We start from the raw sequence: 18,468 nt of genomic DNA, 5'->3' as shown, positions 1-18,468 counted from the left end.
CTCCAACCATAAAGAACAGAGATGAGCCAATTTTCCATCCCAGAAGGCAAGTATGTGGATATCGGCAATGTGGCCGGTCACCCTCAGCGCGTTCACTACCATGAGCAAGGCTCTGGCGATCCCGTGATCTTTTTGCACGGCGCGGGCACAGGTGCCAGCGGCTACAGCAACTTCAAGGGCAACTACCCCGAGTTTGCGGCTGCGGGTTTTCGCTCCATCGTTCCCGACCTGCTGGGCTATGGCCTGTCTTCCAAGACCGAAGAGCCCAAGCAGTACGACATGGACTTCTTCATTGCCGGCGTCAAAGGCCTGGTGGACCAGCTGGGGCTGAAGAACATCACGCTGCTGGGCAACTCGCTGGGCGGCGCCGTGGCACTGGGCTATGCGCTCAAGTACCCCGAAGACGTCAAGAGCCTGATCCTTATGGCTCCAGGCGGCGTGGAAGAGTTTGAAACCTATATGGCCATGCCCGGCATTGCCAATATGTTCAACGTCTACAAGCAAGGCAAGACCGGCCCCGAAGCCATGCGTGCCGTCATGAGCATGCAAGTGGTGGACCAGTCGCTGCTGACCGACGAAATCATCAACGAGCGCGCTCCTATCGCCCTGACCCAGACCGAGGCTTCGCGCCAGCGCCTGTACATCCCCAATATGACCGAGCAACTGCCCGAGCTGAAGTGCAATGTGCTGGGCTTCTGGGGCATGCAGGACGCCTTCAACCCCGTGGGCGGCGCAGACAAGCTGGCCAAGGGCATCAAGAACTGCCGCGTCGTGCTGGTCAACCAGTGCGGCCACTGGGTACAGGTAGAGCACCGCGAGATGTTCAACCGCACCTGCATCGACTTCATGAAAAACGGTTGAAGAGCCATGAGTGACAAACAATTCATCGAACAGCAAGGCCAGCGCCTGTATGAGGCGCTGCGCACCGCCAGGACATTGGCACCGCTGACCGACAGCCACCCCGAGATGACGGTGGAGGACGCCTATCACATCTCCCTGCACATGCTGCGCCTGCGCGAAGCATCGGGCGAACGCGTAATAGGCAAGAAGATCGGCGTGACCTCCAAGCCCGTGCAAGATATGCTGAACGTGCACCAGCCCGACTTCGGCTTTCTGACCGACAGCATGGAGTTTGAAGATGGCGCTGCCGTCTCGCTCAAGGCCGCCGGTCTGATCCAGCCCCGCGCCGAGGGCGAAATCGCCTTCATGCTTAAGAAAGACCTGCAAGGCCCAGGCGTGACCAAGGAAGATGTGCTGGCCGCCACCGAGTGGGTTGCGCCTTGCTTCGAGATCGTCGATTCGCGCATCAACGACTGGAAGATCAAGATTCAGGACACTGTGGCCGACAACGCCTCCTGCGGCGTCTTTGTCATTGGCAAGCAGCACACCGATCCTGCCGCGCTGGATCTGGCCGCCGCTGCCATGCAGATGACCAAGAACGGCGAGCCTGCAGGCTCGGGCCTGGGCAGTGCCGTGCAAGGCCACCCCGCCGAAGCCGTGGCCTGGCTGGCCAACACCCTGGGCGCTTTTGGCATTCCTTTCAAAGCCGGTGAAGTGATTCTCTCTGGCTCTCTCGCCCCCCTGGTGCCCGCCGCCGCCGGTGACCGTTTCGATATGGTCATCGAAGGCATGGGTACTTGTTCCATTCAATTCACCGAGTAAGAAACCATGACGCAAAAAAAGATCAAGTGCGCACTGATCGGTCCCGGCAATATCGGCACCGACCTGCTCATGAAACTGCAGCGCTCCCCCATTCTGGAGCCTGTGTGGATGGTCGGTATCGACCCCGAATCCGACGGTCTCAAGCGTGCCCGCGAAATGGGCATCAAGACCACCGCCGAAGGTGTGGACGGCCTGCTGCCCTTCGTCAAGGAAGACGGCATCCAGATCGCCTTCGACGCCACCAGCGCCTACGTTCACGCCGAAAACAGCCGCAAGCTCAATGAGCTGGGCGTGCTGATGATCGACCTGACACCCGCCGCCATCGGCCCCTACTGCGTGCCCAGCGTGAACCTGGCCGAGAAGGTTGCCGAAAAGGCCATGAACGTGAACATGGTTACCTGCGGCGGCCAGGCCACCATCCCCATGGTGGCAGCCGTGTCCCGCGTGCAGGCCGTGAGCTACGGTGAAATCGTGGCCACCGTCTCCAGCAAGTCGGTCGGTCCCGGCACCCGCAAGAACATCGACGAATTCACCCGCACCACAGCCGGTGCCGTGGAAAAGATTGGCGGCGCACAAAAGGGCAAGGCCATCATCGTCATCAACCCTGCTGAGCCTCCGCTGATCATGCGCGACACCATCCACTGCCTGACCGTGGATACGCCCAAGAAGGAAGAGATCGAAGCGTCCGTGCAGGACATGATCAAGGAAGTGCAGAAATACGTCCCCGGCTACAAGCTGGTCAACGGCCCCGTGATCGACGGCAACCGCGTCTCCATCTACATGGAAGTCGAAGGTTTGGGCGACTACCTACCCAAGTACGCCGGCAACCTGGACATCATGACCGCCGCCGCTGCACGCACGGCCGAGATGTTTGCCGAAGAAATCCTGGCTGGCCGCTTTGAGCTGGCTGAAGCTGCTGTTGCCGCCTGACCCTAGGAGAAATACATGTCCCTCAAAGGCAAAAAAATCACCGTTCACGACATGACGCTGCGTGACGGCATGCATCCCAAGCGCCACCAGATGTCGCTGGAGCAGATGAAGTCCGTGGCCTGCGGCCTGGACGCTGCTGGTGTGCCCCTGATCGAAGTCACCCATGGCGACGGCCTGGGCGGCAGCTCGGTCAACTACGGCTTCCCCGCCCATACGGACGAGGAATACCTGTCCACCGTCATCCCGCTGATGAAGCAGGCCAAGGTCTCGGCCCTGTTGCTGCCCGGCATCGGCACCGTCGATCACCTGAAGATGGCCCACGACCTGGGCGTGTCCACCATCCGCGTGGCCACGCACTGCACCGAGGCCGATGTCTCCGAGCAGCACATCTCCATGGCCAGCAAGATGGGCATGGACACCGTGGGCTTTTTGATGATGGCCCACATGAACAGCGCCGACGGTCTGGTCAAGCAAGCCAAGCTGATGGAAAGCTACGGCGCCAACTGCATCTACATCACCGACTCGGCCGGCTACATGCTGCCCGATGACGTGAAGGAGCGCCTGTCCGCCGTGCGCCAGGCTCTGAACCCCGAGACCGAGCTGGGCTTTCACGGCCATCACAACCTGGCCATGGGCATCGCCAACTCTCTGGCGGCTGTCGAAGTCGGTGCCAACCGCATTGACGCTGCTGCCGCAGGCCTGGGCGCCGGTGCGGGCAACACCCCCATGGAAGTGCTGGTCGCCGTGTGCGCCCGCATGGGGATCGAAACCGGTGTGGACGTGTTCAAGATTCAGGACGTGGCCGAAGATCTGGTCGTGCCGCTGATGGACTTCCCTATCCGCATTGACCGCGATGCTCTGACCCTGGGTTACGCAGGCGTATACGGCAGCTTCCTGCTGTTTGCCAAGCGTGCCGAAGCCAAGTACGGCATCCCCGCACGCGAGCTGCTGCTGGAGCTGGGCCGTCGCGGCATGGTGGGCGGCCAAGAAGACATGATCGAGGACACCGCCCTGACCATGGTCCGTAACCGCAAGGAGGCCGTGGCCGCCTGATCCGGCTGTCAGTTTTTCATTTCCACTTCAAGTTCAGTCCAGCGCCATGCCAATGGCTCTGGACTTTTTTTTCGCCCGTAATGGACAAAAACGCTGGCCAGCCGTTTGAAAAACATCAACAAAGCAGACCCAAAAGCCTCTCAGTATTGAGAAAGCAGCTATCAAATAAGAAAGGAGCAATGCCGAGACACTCGGAATTGCTCCAATCAATATCAGAAAATCAGAAAAGACCTGCACATGAGGCATGTGGCCACCGGCCACCTGCCTCGGAGCTGGGCATCACACCGTCAAGCGTCAATAGCCTGCAGCAAATACCGCCTGCCAGGAGTTCTGTGCACTGGCAACCTGAATGCCCTGGGGTAGCTTGGCTTGGTTGGACTGCGCCTCGCCAACATCGGACGTCCCAGCGCTAGGCAGATTCTTGATAGGCAGATAGACCGCCAGCACAGCGGCCCCGATCATCAGGCTACGAAAAACATTGATCAGGCGGAAAGGCTTTTTCATCGGTGTCTCCTTGAAAGCTGAGGCTCTTTGTCCCCTTTGCTCCGAGTATCGCCATGCCAAAAATGCAAACATCGTCCGTTTTAATGAGCAGGTATCTACCTAGGGTGCAACACTAGGGAGCAAACCATTACCCTTCTTTGCTTCAGCCGAGAGAGCTCAAATCAGACAAAGCTCTTGAGATATCAATTGAATAGCACAATGCGCTTACCCAGCAACCACTTCCCCGAGGTTTGAGCGGCATTTTATGGGCAGCAAGAAGCTCAGCAAAGGCGCCCCTGCTGGGCACCCAATGGCACCCAACGCGGTCAGCCAGCGCCAGTTGAGCCTATTCATACACACCGGAGCGCCCAGCGTGCCCACCAGATAGCCGCCAAAGCAAAAGGAGCCAAGCAGCCCACCTGCTTGGGCGGCAAGTGAAAGCTGTCTGCCAGACTGCCCTGCAGCACCGGCTAGGTATTAAGCGGAAGACCGCCAATGGTGGACGCCAGGCTGGCAGCCACCATAGGTACGACCATATTCCAAGGCTTGGGGGTCATACCCATGGCAGTCTTTCGAGCTCGCTAATTACATGTAGAGCATGACCAGGTCGTTGATGACCGACGGACGCTCCTGGCCCACTACATGGATATTGATCTCCAAAATGACTTGCACGCCGCTCTTGATCTGCTCCACGGACTTGACCCGTGCACGGGCGCGAATCTTGCAGCCCGAGGGAACAGGCGTCGGAAAGCGCAGGCGGTCAGAGCCGTAGTTGACGATGTTGTTGAAGTCCACCACCTCGTAGTCCAGCGGAATCTTGAGCTGGCTGGTCAGCACCTGCACCAGCGCACCGTGGGCGATGGTGGTGCCGAACGGGCTCTTTTCGCGCGCCTGTTCGGGGTCGGTGTGAATCCAGTAGTCGTCGCCCGAGAGCTTGGCAAAGTCGTTGATGACTTCCTGCGTCACCGCGAACTCATTGGACCAGGGGCTGTACTCCTCGGACACCAGCGACTTCATGGCCTCGATGTCCTTGACGGAGACTTTGCGCTTGGGCGTTGCGTTCTCCTCCTCCACTGCGGCAGCAGGTGCAGCCTCCTCTTCGGCCTTGATGACCGAAGGGTAGCTACCGGCATGGTCGGTAAAGCGCAGCAGCGTGACTTCGCCGGGGCGATCGTCAAACACCGGGCGCACTTCCATGCCGATCTTCAGCGCTTCAGGATCCACGCCCACCATGGTGGTGTTGATACGGACGCCCTCCTTGAGCTCGACCACGGCAAGCGCCTGAGGCATCTCATCCGTGAACTCGGGCATGGTGGGAATGCGCGCAATGGTGAAGCTGTACAGCGTGCCCTCACCCGAGACCTTGGTCCACTTTAGAGAGCGAGATCCGCAGACAGGGCAATGGGTGCGCGGGAAAAATATTGAATGCCCACGGTCACACTGCTGAATACGCACTTCGTGGGCCTTGAGCCCTTCCCAGTACGGTGCAGAAATTTCCGTGGGACGGGGCAGAGGTTTGTTCCAAGCCATGTTCTTATGCTCCCCGCAGGATCAAGGCGCCCTGCTCGCTCATCACACCACCGGTGCCGGACACATAGGCCAGGTCATTGCGGCCCAGCTGACGCTCGCCCGCACGACCCTGAATCTGATGCACCGCTTCGATCACCTGCGACATACCGCCCGCCGTGCCGGACTGGCCAAAGCTCAGCTGACCGCCGTGGGTGTTCATGGGGAAGTTGCCCTTGAAGGTGAAATCGTTGTTGCGCAGGAAGTCCATGCCCTTGCCCTTTTCGCAAAAGCCTGCATCTTCCAGCGACAGCATCACGGTGATGGTGTAGCAGTCATAGATCTGCGCCATGTGCATATCCGAAGGCTTCATGCCTGCCATCTCGAACGCCCTGGCAGATGCCGGGCCGATGGGCGTCTTGAGCATGTCTGCCATGTAGGTAGGCGACTTGCTGCTGACATGCTCGCCGCAGCCCACAATGCTGACGGGTCGGTTCTTGGTCGTCTTGGCGCGGTCGGCGCGTGTGACGATCATGGCACCGCCGCCGGCTGCGGGCAGCACGATTTCCAGCACGCGCAGGGGCTCGGCCACCATGCGCGAGTTCAGCACGTCGTCCACCGTGATCGGCTGACCGTAGAACATGGCATTGGGGTTGTGGCAGGCATTGAAGCGCTGATCCACGCTGATGCGCGCTAGGGCGGCCGGGTCGTAGCCATAGACGGCCTTGTAGCGCTGGGCAATCATGGCGTAGCCGGTGTTTTGCGCCATGTGACCGTAGGGCAGATCCATCTCGGCCTCAGGAGCACCAAAACGCGTGCTGTGCCCACCAAAACGGCTGCTTTTCATGACTTCCTTGAAGTGGTCGTCATATTCCGAGTACGGCGTCATGCGCGCTGGCAGCACGCAAGCGACGGTGTTGCACAGGCCCATTTCAATGGCCGCTGCAGCACGCCAGACCATGGCCACCGAGCTGGCACCACCCAGGTCCACGACCTCGGCAAAGTTCAGCGGAATGCCCAGGTATTCGCCCGCCATGGCCGGCACAAAGCTGCTGGCTTCATGAAAGTGCGCGCCGCTGGTGATCAGGCCATCCACTTCGGACAGCTCCATGCCCGCGTCTTCCAGTGCTTGCAGCGTCAGGTCCGCCACCTGCTCCAGGTGGAACATGCGCGGCGCCGTTGCGTACTTCTCCGGCTTGTACTGTGCAACGCCTACCAGCGCTGCTTTTCCTTGCAAACCCATATGTCTCCCTTACCAAGAAAGTGTGTATTCATTGTGTAAATGAAGCAGGCCAAATCCATCGTCTGTAGAGACTAAAAAACCAGCCCCCGTACATACCCCTAATTCTCGGAGCAAACGTCCATTCGGACGATGTTGCTAGAGCTCCAAATCAAGAACCTCCTCCCATGTTTGCAGTACGTGTACGTGCGTGCACGAATCAACAAGGAGACAACGTGAAAACAGCCGTCGGTATCGGCGCAGCAGCATTGGTGGCCTTTGCCTCTGCGCTGGCCTTTGCACATCGCACCCCACCACCATTGGCACCCACCACCACAGGTATTGAACGCACCCACTTCAATGCCATCACACAAGTCGGCGACCGCTTGCTGACTGCTGGAGCACTTGGCGAAATCCTCTATTCCGATGACAAGGGCACGCATTGGAAGTCTGCCGCGCTCAGCGAAAACCGCCAGGCGCTGCTGATCAGCGTGGCCTTCTCCCCCGACAAGAAAACCGGCTTTGCCGTAGGCCACGAAGGCTGGATTCTGCGCACCAAGGACGGCGGCAGCTCCTGGGAGGAAATGGCGTTCTCCAAAGAAAACGGCGAGCCACTGATGTCGATTGCCCGCCTGCCCTCCGGTGACTGGATCAGCGTGGGTGCCTTCGGCCGCGCCATCACCTCCAAGGACAATGGTCAGACTTGGGAAACCCTGAGCCTGCCCGCCGAAGTCGAAGACAAGCACATGAACCGCATCAGCGGCAGTGAAGACGGCAAGCACTGGCTGATCGTGGGCGAACGCGGCCTGGTCATCAAGTCCGATGACGAAGGCCAGAGCTGGCAGATCGAGCCCGAGTTCTACAACGGCTCCTTCTACAACGCCATGGCCACGCGCGAAGGTGGCTGGCTGATCTACGGCATGCGCGGCAACGCTTTTGTGCAGTCCGCCCCGGGCAAGGCCTGGGTCAAATCCAACATTCCTGCACCGGTCTCCTTCTTCGGCCACGCACAGGAAAAGGACGGAACCATTGTCCTGGTCGGCCAGGGAAGCATGCTGGGCCTGAGCAAGGACGGCGGCAAAAACTTCACGCTGGAGCGAGCCCAGGGCCGTGCCACGCTGACCGACATTGTGCTGACGGGCCCGGACAGCGGCTGGATATCCAGCGACGCGGGCGTGCAACCCTTCCATCCCACACAACAAGCCAAGGCAGCCCCACAGGCTGAGCCAGGAGCAACTCAATGACTCTGAGCGAACCCACCACCTTGCTGAACCGGTTCATTGCCGCCACTGCGCGCTGGCTGATCTCGTGGAGCAAATCCATCATCGTGCTGACGCTGATTGCCACGGCACTGCTGGCCGTGTCGGCCATGCGCACCCACCTGGATCCCGGCTTCAACAAGCTGATTCCCATGCGCCACTCCTACATGGAGGCGTTTCTCAAGCACTCTGCCACTTTCTCCGGTGCCAACCGCATTCTGGTGAGTGTGGAGTGGAAGGGCCAGCAAGGCGATATCTACAACGAAGAGTTCCTCGAAACCCTGCGCGGCGTGACCGATGAGGTGTTCTTCACCCCAGGCGTCAACCGCGGTCAGGTGTACTCGCTGTTCACCCCCAACGTGAAGTACATCGAGATCACCGAAGACGGCTATGTGGGCGAAGTGCTCATTCCCTCGCGCTTTGAAGCCAATGAGGAAGGCTTGGCCAAGGTGCGCTCCAACGTCGCCAAGTCCGGTCAGATTGGCTCTCTGGTCAGCAACGACCTCAAGAGCGCCATGGTGCGCGCCGACCTGCTGGAGGTCGACCCCAAAACCGGCGAGAAGCTGGACTACCACAAGGTTGCCCAGCGCCTGGAAGAGATTCGCAGCAAGTTTGAAAGCAAGGACATCTCCATTCACATCATTGGTTTTTCCAAGGTGCTCGGAGATGTGATGGACGGCCTGACCACTGTGATGACGTTCTTCGCCATCGCCTTTGTCATCACCGCCATCATGCTGCGCATGTACACCAAGTCCACCAACCTCACCGTGGTGGGCCTGGCCGTGGCTCTGCTGCCCGTGATATGGCTGCTGGGCCTGCTGCCGCTGATCGGCTATGGCATCGACCCCATGTCGATTCTGGTGCCCTTCATGATCTTCTCCATCGGGGTCTCTCACGCCGTGCAGATGACCGGCGCCTGGAAGCAGGACATGCGCGACGGCCTGGGTGCCAAGCTGGCCGCTGAAAACGCCATTCGCAAGCTGGCCATCCCCGGCACACTGGCCCTGCTGGCCAACGCCCTGGGCTTCATGGTCATCATGCAGATCGACATCCCCATCGTGCACGAGCTGGGCGTGACCGCCTGCCTGGGCGTGCTGCTGATGATCATCACCAACAAGGTCTTCCTGCCTGCCCTGCTGGCCAATCTGCGCCTGGAAAAGAAGGCGATGGAAGAAAAGTCCGGTAACGTCAACGGACGCAACCCCACCTGGTGGAAGGTCTCGGCCATGGCCGAGTCCCGCCCTGCCACGATAACGCTGATCTTCTCCCTTGCTCTTCTGGCTGCCGGCACCTATCAGTCGCGCCACCTGCGCACCGGTGACATTGGCACAGGCGCGCCCGAGCTGCACGCAGACTCGCGCTACAACCTGGACAACGACAACATCATCAGCAACTACTCCATCGGCATGGATGTGCTGTCGGTGTTTGTGGAGACCTCCAACCTCGACGAAGGCTGCCTGAACTGGCAGGTCATGAACGCGGTCGAGCGCTTTGAAACCCGTATGCGCCGTGTCGATGGCGTGCAATCCGTGTCCACCGTCTCCGGGCTGTCCAAGATTGCAGCCTCCAGCAACAACGAAGGCAACCCCCGCTGGGCCGCGCTGCAGCGCACGGAAGCCGCTCTGCGCTCGGGCACCAAGGCACTGTCTCCCGATCTGGGCCTGAACACCGAAGGCTGCAAGGTCATCAACATGCAGGTCTTCCTCAAGGACCATGAGGGCTCGACACTGACTCATGTGGTCAACGAAGTGCGCGACTTCATTGCGGCCGACAAGACGCCTAACGTCAAGTTCCTGCTGGCCGGCGGCAACGCAGGCGTGGCCTACGCCACCAACGAAGCCGTGGAAAAGGGCGAAATCCAGATTCTGGGCGCCCTGTTCACCACCATCACCTTGCTGTGCTGGTGGACCTTCCGCAGCTGGCGCGCCGTGCTGTGCATCATCGTGCCTCTGGCCATCGTCTCCATCCTGTGCAATGCACTGATGTCCTTGCTGGGCATTGGCCTGAAGGTACCTACCCTGCCCGTGATTGCGCTGGGCGTGGGTGTGGGCGTGGACTACGGCATCTACCTGTTCGAGAGCATGCAGCATGAGCTGCGCGAGCGCGACATCACGCTGCGCGAGGCTTTCTACGAAGCCATGCGCCAGCGCGGCAATGCGGCCATCTTCACGGCGCTGACCATGTCGATCGGTGTGGGCACCTGGGCTTTCTCGGCCCTGAAGTTCCAGGCCGACATGGGCATCTTGCTGGCCTTCATGTTCCTGGTGAACATGCTGGGTGCCATCTTCCTGCTGCCCGCCATGGCCTACTGGCTCAATGTGGGCACGGCTGAATCCAAGGCCCGCATCAAGCGCCTGCAAAAGCAGCCCGCCAAGGCGGCAGCCGGCAGCAGCAGCGCGGGCGGCGCAAGCCACACCGGCGGCATGCTCAAGCCCGAACCCCAGTCCTCCGTGAACGGCAAAGTGTGATGAAGACTGCAGCAAGCACACTGGAGCAGCTCCTTCTGGAGCATGCTCTGGCCCAGACCCTGACTCGCTATGCCACGGCATGCGACAGCCGCAACTGGGACTTGCTGCAGCAGGTGTTCACACCTGACTGCACCACGGTCTATGGCGGCAGCTACATCTGCGAAGGTGTGCCCAAAGTGCGCCGCATGATCAGCACCCACCTGGGCGGCTGCGGCCCCACCCAGCACCTGCTGGGCAACCTGGAGGTCGACGCCAGCAATCCTCTGCGCCCACGCAGCAAGATTCAGGTTCGGGCCGTCCATCAGGGCCTGGGCGAACGAGCGCATCTGCGCTATGACGCCATTGGCTTCTATGAAGACGAGTGGGTCCAGCTGCCCGAGGGCTGGCGGATACAAAAGCGCAGCATGACCATGCTGCTGGAAATCGGAGACCGCAGCGTGCTTCAGCCTGCTGCCTGAGAACGTCAACACGTTCTGAGCCCCTCCTCAAGCCGCACAGCCCATGCTGAGCGGCTTTTTCTTTTCTGCTCTCAAAGCATCAAAAAAAGGAGCTGGAAGCGCAAGTCAATCATTGATCTCAGGCATAAAACCATCTGAAATCCATAACCAACAAGCACTAGCAGCTCCTGTTTATTGTTTTTGATTGCCTTACTGCACCAGCTTTACTTTGAGAAATTGCAGCAGTTGCTTGTTGGCCAGACTACGCGCGGTTTCATCACGGCCTGCCAAGTAGCCCACCTTGACACAGTCTCCCAGCGCCTTGCCGCTCTCAACCCGGATCTTGTAGCGCGTCTGCCGATCCGTCTGCGCCCCAGCCGGAATCAGCGGCTGGCCGTTGAACACCGGAAAATCCTTGTCGTTAAATTCAATGATGCAACCGGCCCCGGCCAGATACGGCCGGTTCGTCATCTCGCGCGGCTTGTTGCTCTCCCAGTCATGTCCGGCCTTGGCGTAGACCACGGTGCTGACTTCAGAGCCCGCCTCGCGCAAGATTTTTTCCTGCTGCGCACAGGCCACCAGATCGTTTGACGCATCTTCGCCAGCACGGAAGCTCAGCAAGGGCGCGCCCGTGGTCTTGCGCGACTGCAGCAGCGCGTAGCAAGGCCCGTAAAAATCCACATGCAATGCAAACGGCTGAATGAACGGCGCCAGCTTGTCGCGAATGCGGGCATCCATGCTCATGCGCGCGGCAATACCGCCCTTGGAAAAGCCCATCACCCCGATGCGCCAGCTATCAATGGCCGGGTGCTTGTTCAAGGCCTTGAGCGCGGCATAGGCATCGGCCACCGCGTCGAACTCCGAGGTGCCCATGACCTTGAGGGCATAAGGCATCTCCTCGCTGATGCCACGCGGCTTGAAGTTGTCCACCAACAAGGCCGCAATGCCGTTGTCGGCCAGCATCTGGGCCGTTTCGTTCTCCCGCCCAGGAATGGCTCCCGCACCTCCCGGCAGCACCACCATGGCTGGCACCTGCCTCTTTGCACTGGCCCCCTTGGGCAAGAACAGCTTGCCCATGCCCATGGTCGCCTCGGCCTTGGCGGGCTGATTGAGCAGCACATCGAGGTCATAAGGGCTGCTGGACTTGAAGCGAATTTCGCCTTGCGTGTCACCGTACAGTTCGGTCGGTGGCATCAGGGGCGCGACTTTGGGCAGTGGCGGCAAGGCATCGAACAGATGCTGGGCAAATGCCGTGCTGCCCATCAGTACCAGGGCCGCAGCTCCCAGGGGCCGGGACCATTTCCGAGTCAGTATTTGCATTGGCTTGCTTTCCTCACAAACACAAAAGCCCGGAGAGCCGGGCTTTTGTGAGATAGGCTCGTTCGCGCTGATTAGAACGAGTACTTGGCCGTCACGGACAGCTGGTCGCGGTCCGCCATGGGGCGAGCGCGCAAAGCATCGTTCGAAGGGTTGCCCAGGTAGTTGATGTAAGCCACGTTGATGGAGAAGTTGCTCTTGCGAACAAAGGTGGCACCAATACTCAGGCGGCTGTCGCTTTGGCCACCGCCGAAGGTACCAACGGTCGAGCGGCCGCGCAGCTGGCTCTGATAGCTAATGGGAACGGACAAGTCCCAACCCTCAAAAATGCCGGGGTAACCCAGAGTCAGGGTGGCGCCAGCGACCAGAGAGTTTCTGGTTTTGTTGCCCAGTGCTGCAGAGTCTGTACTTCCACCGTCGACATCCATGATGCGAGAACCGGAGATTTCAGCGGCCAGAGACATGTCGTCAGCAATGCCCGTGCGGCCAATGTTGTAAATACCGCCAACGTTGGCCTGAACAATATCGCCACGCAAGACTTTGCCACCGCTGGTCACAGGCGTGCCTTTGCGATAGCTGGCTTCACCAAAAGCCGAGAACTTGCCAAAAGTCGTGCTGACTGTGGTGCCCAGCATCTTGATGTCATCGAAATATTTGATGCGGTAGCCATCTGCGCCAAAGATCACACTGGGAGAGCGATCCTTGTAGTTCAGGTAGTAGATGCCCACTTCCGTTTCATCGGTCACACGATAGCGACCACCCACACCCCACTGTCCAGAGCTGCTGGGGCGAATGTCACCCTGGTAACCCAGGCCAGGAGGGCATGTGCCAGCGTTAGGTGCCGCGCAGAAGTTGCCAGGTCCGACCACGTTGGCCGTGCTGGTGTACATGCCCACGGCAGGCAGCAGTGTTTCATGGAAGCCAAACTGGTAATGCGCCAACAACGACAGTTTGGGGTTCACTTCCAGAGATGCAGAGATCTGGTCTTCAGGCAGCAGAATTTCCTTGATTTCTGCACCTGGAGAGGCCGCCTTGGCCGCATCGCTGGGCCCCTGCGCTGCCGCAATATTGGCGAAGTACATGGACTCGCCCCAGTTCACGACCTGCTTACCCACACGCACCGTGGCACGGCTCTCGCCCATGTTGAAGCTGGTGTAGGCATAGGTGTCGAGCAGACGCGAATAGCCGCCGCCGTAGCGTTTGGCTGCCGGGGTAAAACGGTTCGGCACACCACCCGTGCTGATCAACTGATTCGGGTTGTCATTGCGATGGTGGTACACATCGTCATAGAAGGTGCTGGCGTTCAGCACAAAGCCGCTGTTACCCTTGGACAGCTTGCTCTCCCAGACAGCGCCCAGACGGTTGGCAGTAAGCGCCCCCTTCTTGAAGTTGTTATTGCCGTCGGAGTTCAAAACCGGCGATGGGTTATCCAGGCGTACGCCCAAGCCATAACTGACGTTCAGACGCCAGTCAAACTTCAGACCATCGCCCAGCTCGATAGTCTCCCCCGCTTGAACAGCACCCATGCCCAAGGACAGCAGTGTAGCCACTGCAATGGGGCTGAGTTTCTTCATCTTATTTTTCATAGTCGTCGCTCGTTGATAAAACTTAGTTGCCTGCATTACGTGCGGCTTCGGGTGTGAACATCGAAGGTGTCAAGTCACCCTTGTTCAGGATTGGGCCCTTGGGACGCTCCTGGAACAAGTTGTAGCCCATGTATCCGCCGGAGTTCAGGTCGTGATAGAAGGACGTTCCTGCATGCCACGCCTTGATATCTGGGGAGTAGTAATAGTTGATGAAGGCATGCTGCCAGAGCTGACCACGTGCATCGTAGTAGTCGCCTGCAACCGCCTGTCCTGTGTCCTCATCAATGAACATCACACGTTTACCGTATATATGGCGGTAACCTTCTTTCAAAGAACCTTCCACCGCCCAGACACGGCGCAGCTCATAGCGCATGAAGTCTGGATTGGCATGGCCGGGCTTGAGCAGGTCGGCGTACTTCACTGTAGGCTGGTGGATCTTGTAGTTGTTGGCGGGGATGTACATCTCCTTCTTGCCCAGCAACTTCCAGTTGTAGCGCTCAGGCGAGCCATTGGACAAACGATCAGAGTCAATCGTCATCTTGCCGCCGGTTCCACTCATAGGCTGATCGAAGCCATATTCAGGCACCTGACGCACGCGACGGGTACCCGGGTCGTAGGACCATGCCAAGCGTTTATCCTTAGCGAAATTCACGGGTTCCACCGAGTGCGTAACGCCGCCCTTCTCACGCTGCGGAGCCAGGGTTCTGGTACGGGTATAGGCCATCACCCCTTCCACCGGCTTACCGGCATTCGCGGGGTTGTTATCCATACTCAGGTTCAAATTTTCCTGACGCCCCCAGGCAATGGAACCATCAGACATGACATTGGCCATGTCACGGACAATTTGCTCTGTGTATGCACGTGTGGGCAGCAAGTTATTCCACACCAGCTCAACACCGTTCTTGGGAATCGGGAAGTTGATTGCCCCGAAACTACCTCTCACACTCAGGCCGTTATCAGCGACTTCGGACTCCAGCGCATTTTTCTTGGCGATAGCGCAGACTTCGTCTGTATAACGGAAATCACGGTGCCCCGTGTAGACCGGAATCTGCATGGTCTTGGGGTATTTTTTGAACATGGCTTTCTGGCCATCGCTGAGCTTGTCAGCGTACTTATCCATGTTCTCAGCGGTGATCACAAACAGCGGCTTCTCGTCGGCATAAATGTCCACAGGGTGCTTGCCACTGGACTGCTCATGCGCCACACCTGCAGGTGCTCCAACCCACTTGCCGGTGAACTCGGGAATCGTTCCTTCCTTGTTGCCAGCCTTGATGGCGCCAACGCAAGTCAGCTCCTTGCCCAGCTTGTCCGCCTCGCTCGCCGGCACCTTTGCCCATACCGATGTAGCCACCATCAAACCCACACCAATAGCCAGTGGAGTTTTGGTTTTTGCAAACTTCATCTATGTCTCCTAGGTTCTAGAACTTTTTTTTATGGGTGCTACAAACGAGGTACGTTGCCCCGCCGCTACCCCAATGGTTTTGCCGTTTTCAGGCAATCGCATACTGCTTGAGCAAGCCCTTTCACCCATCGTCTGAGAAGACTACTGACAGACCCTAAAGATCTAGTCCACATAGGCAATAGCCCCCCGCTTTCCCCATGGTTTCCCCATAGAAAAAGCCTGCAATCGCGCAAAGCGAAAGCAGGCTTTGTCATGAGGCTGGGGAAAGTCCTAGGCTGCTTTGCAGCGCCCCCCAAAACCACATCAACGCATCAGGTGCGCACACTCCTTGCGGATTGATGCCTTGAGCATTTTCCCAGCAGGGTTGCGAGGCAGCGGCTCGTGACGCACAACGATCTGATTGGGGACCTTGTAGCCCGCCAAGCGCTGCGCCACAAATGCACGCAAGTCTTCCGGCGTCAGTGTGGACTGGGGCTTGCCCACCACGACTGCCACCACCTGCTCTCCAGTCACCTCATGGGGCATGGCAAAGACCGCAGCCTCATCCAGAAGCTCGTGCTGCAGCAGACATGCCTCGACCTCTGCCGCTGCAATTTTTTCGCCACTGCGGTTGATTACATCCTTGATGCGGTCCACGATGGTGAGAAAGCCGTTGGCATCTAGAACACCGATATCTCCGGTCTTGAACCAACCATCATGCATGGCCTTTTCGGTAGCCTCTTTTTCGCCCCAGTAACCCTGCATGATGCTCACACCCTTGAGCCAAATCTCTCCAGGCTCTCCCACCGGTAGCGCCGAGCCGTCCAGATCGGCAATGCGCACATCGATGATGGGCGAGAGAACCCCTGAGCTGCGCGGATTCACCTCGAACATGAGGCCAGAGCTTCCCGCACACACACCATTCGACTCGGTCAGGCCAAAGCCGATACCCGACATGCGACCGCTGAATTTCTGCAGGACTTCTTCAATCAAGCGCGGGTGAAGACCGCCGCCACCAAAGCCAACTCCCGAAAGATTGCCAGAGTTCTCGGGCAGCTCGAACCCCGGCAATGCCAGCAGCTGCTGAACCATGCTGGGCGCGCCGTTGAACTGGGTCACTTTTTCCTTGCGAATCAGCTCCAGCGCCTGGGCAGGATCCCAGCGATGGATGAAGATCAAGCGACGACCATGACGTAAGCTGATCAGCAGCTGTGCATGCAGTCCGCTGACATGAAACAGTGGCACTGCAGACAATGTGGTCGGCTGAAGCTGGCGGGCCATGATGGTGGCAATGGCATCAGGCGATGTCATGGCCGCCACTGCACCGATGAAGTCAATATTGAACAGGGCCTGGCACACCGCTGTATGCGTGGACTCCACCCCCTTGGCACGGCTGGTGGCCCCGGAGGTAAACAGAATCAGAGCCGTATCTGCGCCCTGCTGCTGCGGCGTGACGTAGCCTTCATCAGCACACAACAAGTCAGCCCAGGCCACATCCCCGCCTTCGCCATCAACTACCACGATCTTGAGTGCCGAACCGGCCACTGCATGCTTGACACGCTCATAGCGATCGGCATCGCAAATCAGCCATGCTGGCGTTGTATCGTCCAGGTTGGACATCAGCTCGCTGCCCAGTCCAAAACTGTTGACGGGAACAGGTACAGCTCCTACCAAGGCGGCAGCCGCAAAGGCAACCGCCCACTCAGGACGGTTGCGCATGGCAATCGCCACACGATCCCCTGCCTTCAGCCCCAGCTGCTTTTGCATGCGGCTGGCAACAGCATCAACAGCACTGAAGAAGCGGTCAAATGACCAGCGATCCTCGCCATAAACCATAAACTCCGCCGCGCCATGAGCGCGTCCGGCGTTGATCAGTTGCGGCAGCGTCTGAAAGGCGTTGCGATAGCCTTTGACAACTCTTCCATCGGGCAGTTCCATAGTCTGCAACTCAAACGGTGCGCCGGGCGATGTAAGCTGTGCAGTAATGGCCTTGATCTTGTCGCCGATGGAGGCTGCGGAATTTGTCTCTTTTGTCATTGTCAGAACCCTTTCAGTTGAGCGTAGCGTTCCCTATGGAAACGAGCATCTCCCAGCAGCAACTGCAAAGTCCGCGCACGCTTGAAGAAAAGGCCGATATCCAGCTCATCCGTCACACCAATGCCGCCATGCAGCTGCACGGCTTCATTGCACAGCTTCTCGCACAAGTCCGAGGCCTTGGCCTTGGCCAGGCTCACCAGCTCAGCCACCTGGGTCTCTTTGCCTGCATCAATGGCTTCATGCGCCGCCAGCACACAGCTCTCCAGCAACTCCAGCTCGACATACAAACGCGAGGCCCGGTGCTGCAGCGCCTGAAAAGAGCCGATTTGCACATCGAACTGCACACGTTCCTTGAGATAGGCAATCGTGCGCTCGAATACCTCACGCATCAGGCCCAAGGCTTCGGAGCACAGGCAGGCACGTGCACGGTCCAGCACTTCATCGAGTGCCTCCAGCGCCGGCATGTTCACCAGTGCCATTTCGGCCGTCAACGCCACATTCTCAAAGCGCACCCTGACCATGTTTCGGCTGTCGATCATGTGTGTGCGCTGCACGCTGACTCCGCTCGCCTTGGCTGGCACCAGCCACAGACCGGGAGCCCCTTCGCCAGACGCTGCCAGCACGACAAAAGCATCTGCGCCTGCGCCGTCAATCACAAAGAATTTCTCGCCATTCAAGCTCCAGCCTGCACTGTTTTGCACGGCAATCGTCGCCAGGCGTTCAGGCAGGTGCCGACCTGACTTTTCATCCAGAGCCAAGGCAATGCGTGCCTCACCGCTGGCGAGCAAAGGCAGCCACTTGGCCTGCTGAGCACTGGAGCCCGCACGAATCAACAATTCAGGGGCCATCACCGCCTGGCTCAACAATGGCTGAGCCGACAGGTTTCGACCAATGGCTTCAAACACTGCCCCCATTCCAAGATAGCCAGCGCCCAAACCATCGTGCTCTTCAGGCAACACGGCAACAGGCCAACCCATCTCCACCATCTGCTGCCAAAGCCCTTGATCAAAGCCCAGCTCCACCTTCTCATCACGCAGACGACGCTGCTGAGCTACAGGTGCCTGTTCAGCCAGAAAGGCCACGGCACTGTCTTTGAGCAATTCCTGCTCTTGCGACAAAAGCATGGTCAT

The 18,468-nt window shown here is 58.9% G+C and carries 15 protein-coding genes; 7 read left to right on the top strand and 8 right to left on the bottom strand.

Annotation, left to right across the window (positions count from 1 at the left end; translation table 11 throughout):
* Positions 1 to 21: 21 nt before the first annotated feature.
* From AC2I9W_RS14835 to tesG, 4 genes are read left to right on the top strand one after another with little or no spacing between them, the layout of a single operon-like run.
* The gene (locus AC2I9W_RS14835; RefSeq protein WP_486410698.1) at positions 22 to 861 is read left to right on the top strand and encodes an alpha/beta fold hydrolase; all 840 of its coding nucleotides are present in this window, start codon (positions 22 to 24) and stop codon (positions 859 to 861) included.
* Between the two features lie 6 nt (positions 862 to 867).
* Positions 868 to 1,662 carry a 2-hydroxyhexa-2,4-dienoate hydratase TesE gene (tesE, locus tag AC2I9W_RS14830; RefSeq protein WP_486410697.1) on the top strand — a complete coding sequence of 265 codons (795 nt, stop codon included), beginning with the start codon at positions 868 to 870 and terminating at the stop codon, positions 1,660 to 1,662.
* A gap of 6 nt (positions 1,663 to 1,668) precedes the next feature.
* Positions 1,669 to 2,592 carry an acetaldehyde dehydrogenase TesF gene (gene tesF / locus AC2I9W_RS14825; protein WP_486410696.1) on the top strand — a complete coding sequence of 308 codons (924 nt, stop codon included), beginning with the start codon at positions 1,669 to 1,671 and terminating at the stop codon, positions 2,590 to 2,592.
* A gap of 15 nt (positions 2,593 to 2,607) precedes the next feature.
* Complete coding sequence (tesG, locus tag AC2I9W_RS14820; RefSeq protein ID WP_486410695.1) at positions 2,608 to 3,645, top strand: 4-hydroxy-2-oxovalerate aldolase TesG; 1,038 nt, start codon at positions 2,608 to 2,610, stop codon at positions 3,643 to 3,645.
* Positions 3,646 to 3,939: 294 nt separating this feature from the next.
* Here tesG and AC2I9W_RS14815 read toward each other — a convergent pair whose 3' ends face one another.
* The 3 genes from AC2I9W_RS14815 to AC2I9W_RS14805 all read right to left on the bottom strand — a co-directional run bounded on the left by AC2I9W_RS14815 (position 3,940) and on the right by AC2I9W_RS14805 (position 6,877).
* The gene (locus AC2I9W_RS14815) at positions 3,940 to 4,149 is read right to left on the bottom strand and encodes a hypothetical protein (RefSeq protein WP_486410694.1); all 210 of its coding nucleotides are present in this window, start codon (positions 4,147 to 4,149) and stop codon (positions 3,940 to 3,942) included.
* A 564-nt stretch (positions 4,150 to 4,713) separates the two neighbouring features.
* Complete coding sequence (locus AC2I9W_RS14810) at positions 4,714 to 5,658, bottom strand: bifunctional OB-fold nucleic acid binding domain-containing protein/MaoC family dehydratase (protein ID WP_486410693.1); 945 nt, start codon at positions 5,656 to 5,658, stop codon at positions 4,714 to 4,716.
* Between the two features lie 4 nt (positions 5,659 to 5,662).
* Entirely contained in the window at positions 5,663 to 6,877 is a 1,215-nt protein-coding gene (locus tag AC2I9W_RS14805) for a thiolase family protein (protein WP_486410692.1), read from the bottom strand.
* A gap of 212 nt (positions 6,878 to 7,089) precedes the next feature.
* On the opposite strand from AC2I9W_RS14805, the gene AC2I9W_RS14800 reads away from it, so the two are divergent.
* Genes AC2I9W_RS14800 through AC2I9W_RS14790 form a run of 3 tightly spaced genes read left to right on the top strand, consistent with a single transcriptional unit; the run spans position 7,090 to position 11,038 of the window.
* On the top strand, positions 7,090 to 8,097 hold the full coding sequence (locus AC2I9W_RS14800; RefSeq protein WP_486410691.1) for a WD40/YVTN/BNR-like repeat-containing protein: 1,008 nt from the start codon (positions 7,090 to 7,092) through the stop codon (positions 8,095 to 8,097).
* Positions 8,094 to 10,580, top strand: coding sequence for an efflux RND transporter permease subunit (locus tag AC2I9W_RS14795; RefSeq protein WP_486410690.1), 2,487 nt, complete (start codon positions 8,094 to 8,096; stop codon positions 10,578 to 10,580). Before AC2I9W_RS14800 ends, AC2I9W_RS14795 begins: the two co-directional genes overlap by 4 nt.
* Complete coding sequence (locus tag AC2I9W_RS14790; protein WP_486410689.1) at positions 10,580 to 11,038, top strand: nuclear transport factor 2 family protein; 459 nt, start codon at positions 10,580 to 10,582, stop codon at positions 11,036 to 11,038. Before AC2I9W_RS14795 ends, AC2I9W_RS14790 begins: the two co-directional genes overlap by 1 nt.
* Before the next feature lie 189 nt (positions 11,039 to 11,227).
* On the opposite strand, the gene AC2I9W_RS14785 is transcribed toward AC2I9W_RS14790, so the two are convergent.
* The 5 genes from AC2I9W_RS14785 to AC2I9W_RS14765 all read right to left on the bottom strand — a co-directional run bounded on the left by AC2I9W_RS14785 (position 11,228) and on the right by AC2I9W_RS14765 (position 18,468).
* Positions 11,228 to 12,337, bottom strand: a complete 1,110-nt coding sequence (locus tag AC2I9W_RS14785; protein ID WP_486410688.1) for a dienelactone hydrolase family protein — start codon at positions 12,335 to 12,337, stop codon at positions 11,228 to 11,230.
* A gap of 71 nt (positions 12,338 to 12,408) precedes the next feature.
* A complete protein-coding gene (locus AC2I9W_RS14780) occupies positions 12,409 to 13,920 on the bottom strand; it encodes a DUF1302 domain-containing protein (protein WP_486410687.1) in 1,512 nt (503 codons plus the stop codon).
* Between the two features lie 22 nt (positions 13,921 to 13,942).
* On the bottom strand, positions 13,943 to 15,322 hold the full coding sequence (locus AC2I9W_RS14775; RefSeq protein ID WP_486410686.1) for a DUF1329 domain-containing protein: 1,380 nt from the start codon (positions 15,320 to 15,322) through the stop codon (positions 13,943 to 13,945).
* A gap of 303 nt (positions 15,323 to 15,625) precedes the next feature.
* Positions 15,626 to 17,338 (bottom strand): class I adenylate-forming enzyme family protein, encoded by a 1,713-nt coding sequence (locus AC2I9W_RS14770; protein WP_486410685.1) that lies wholly within the window; start codon positions 17,336 to 17,338, stop codon positions 15,626 to 15,628.
* Between the two features lie 2 nt (positions 17,339 to 17,340).
* Positions 17,341 to 18,468, bottom strand: a complete 1,128-nt coding sequence (locus tag AC2I9W_RS14765) for an acyl-CoA dehydrogenase family protein (protein WP_486410684.1) — start codon at positions 18,466 to 18,468, stop codon at positions 17,341 to 17,343.

The sequence above is a fragment of the Comamonas sp. FUJ_7 genome, assembly GCF_057369555.1.
The sequence above is the reverse complement of the archived record's forward strand: the minus strand, read 5'-3'. Positions and strand labels throughout refer to the sequence as shown.

What these genes read in the sequence shown, in the direction of transcription:
- AC2I9W_RS14835 (WP_486410698.1), top strand. Translation starts at nt 22, where the DNA reads ATGAGCCAATTTTCCATCCCAGAAGGCAAGTATGTGGATATCGGCAAT.
- tesE (WP_486410697.1), top strand. Translation starts at nt 868, where the DNA reads ATGAGTGACAAACAATTCATCGAACAGCAAGGCCAGCGCCTGTATGAG.
- tesF (WP_486410696.1), top strand. Translation starts at nt 1,669, where the DNA reads ATGACGCAAAAAAAGATCAAGTGCGCACTGATCGGTCCCGGCAATATC.
- tesG (WP_486410695.1), top strand. Translation starts at nt 2,608, where the DNA reads ATGTCCCTCAAAGGCAAAAAAATCACCGTTCACGACATGACGCTGCGT.
- AC2I9W_RS14815 (WP_486410694.1), bottom strand. Translation starts at nt 4,149, where the DNA reads ATGAAAAAGCCTTTCCGCCTGATCAATGTTTTTCGTAGCCTGATGATC.
- AC2I9W_RS14810 (WP_486410693.1), bottom strand. Translation starts at nt 5,658, where the DNA reads ATGGCTTGGAACAAACCTCTGCCCCGTCCCACGGAAATTTCTGCACCG.
- AC2I9W_RS14805 (WP_486410692.1), bottom strand. Translation starts at nt 6,877, where the DNA reads ATGGGTTTGCAAGGAAAAGCAGCGCTGGTAGGCGTTGCACAGTACAAG.
- AC2I9W_RS14795 (WP_486410690.1), top strand. Translation starts at nt 8,094, where the DNA reads ATGACTCTGAGCGAACCCACCACCTTGCTGAACCGGTTCATTGCCGCC.
- AC2I9W_RS14790 (WP_486410689.1), top strand. Translation starts at nt 10,580, where the DNA reads ATGAAGACTGCAGCAAGCACACTGGAGCAGCTCCTTCTGGAGCATGCT.
- AC2I9W_RS14785 (WP_486410688.1), bottom strand. Translation starts at nt 12,337, where the DNA reads ATGCAAATACTGACTCGGAAATGGTCCCGGCCCCTGGGAGCTGCGGCC.
- AC2I9W_RS14780 (WP_486410687.1), bottom strand. Translation starts at nt 13,920, where the DNA reads ATGAAAAATAAGATGAAGAAACTCAGCCCCATTGCAGTGGCTACACTG.
- AC2I9W_RS14775 (WP_486410686.1), bottom strand. Translation starts at nt 15,322, where the DNA reads ATGAAGTTTGCAAAAACCAAAACTCCACTGGCTATTGGTGTGGGTTTG.
- AC2I9W_RS14770 (WP_486410685.1), bottom strand. Translation starts at nt 17,338, where the DNA reads ATGACAAAAGAGACAAATTCCGCAGCCTCCATCGGCGACAAGATCAAG.
- AC2I9W_RS14765 (WP_486410684.1), bottom strand. Translation starts at nt 18,468, where the DNA reads ATGACCATGCTTTTGTCGCAAGAGCAGGAATTGCTCAAAGACAGTGCC.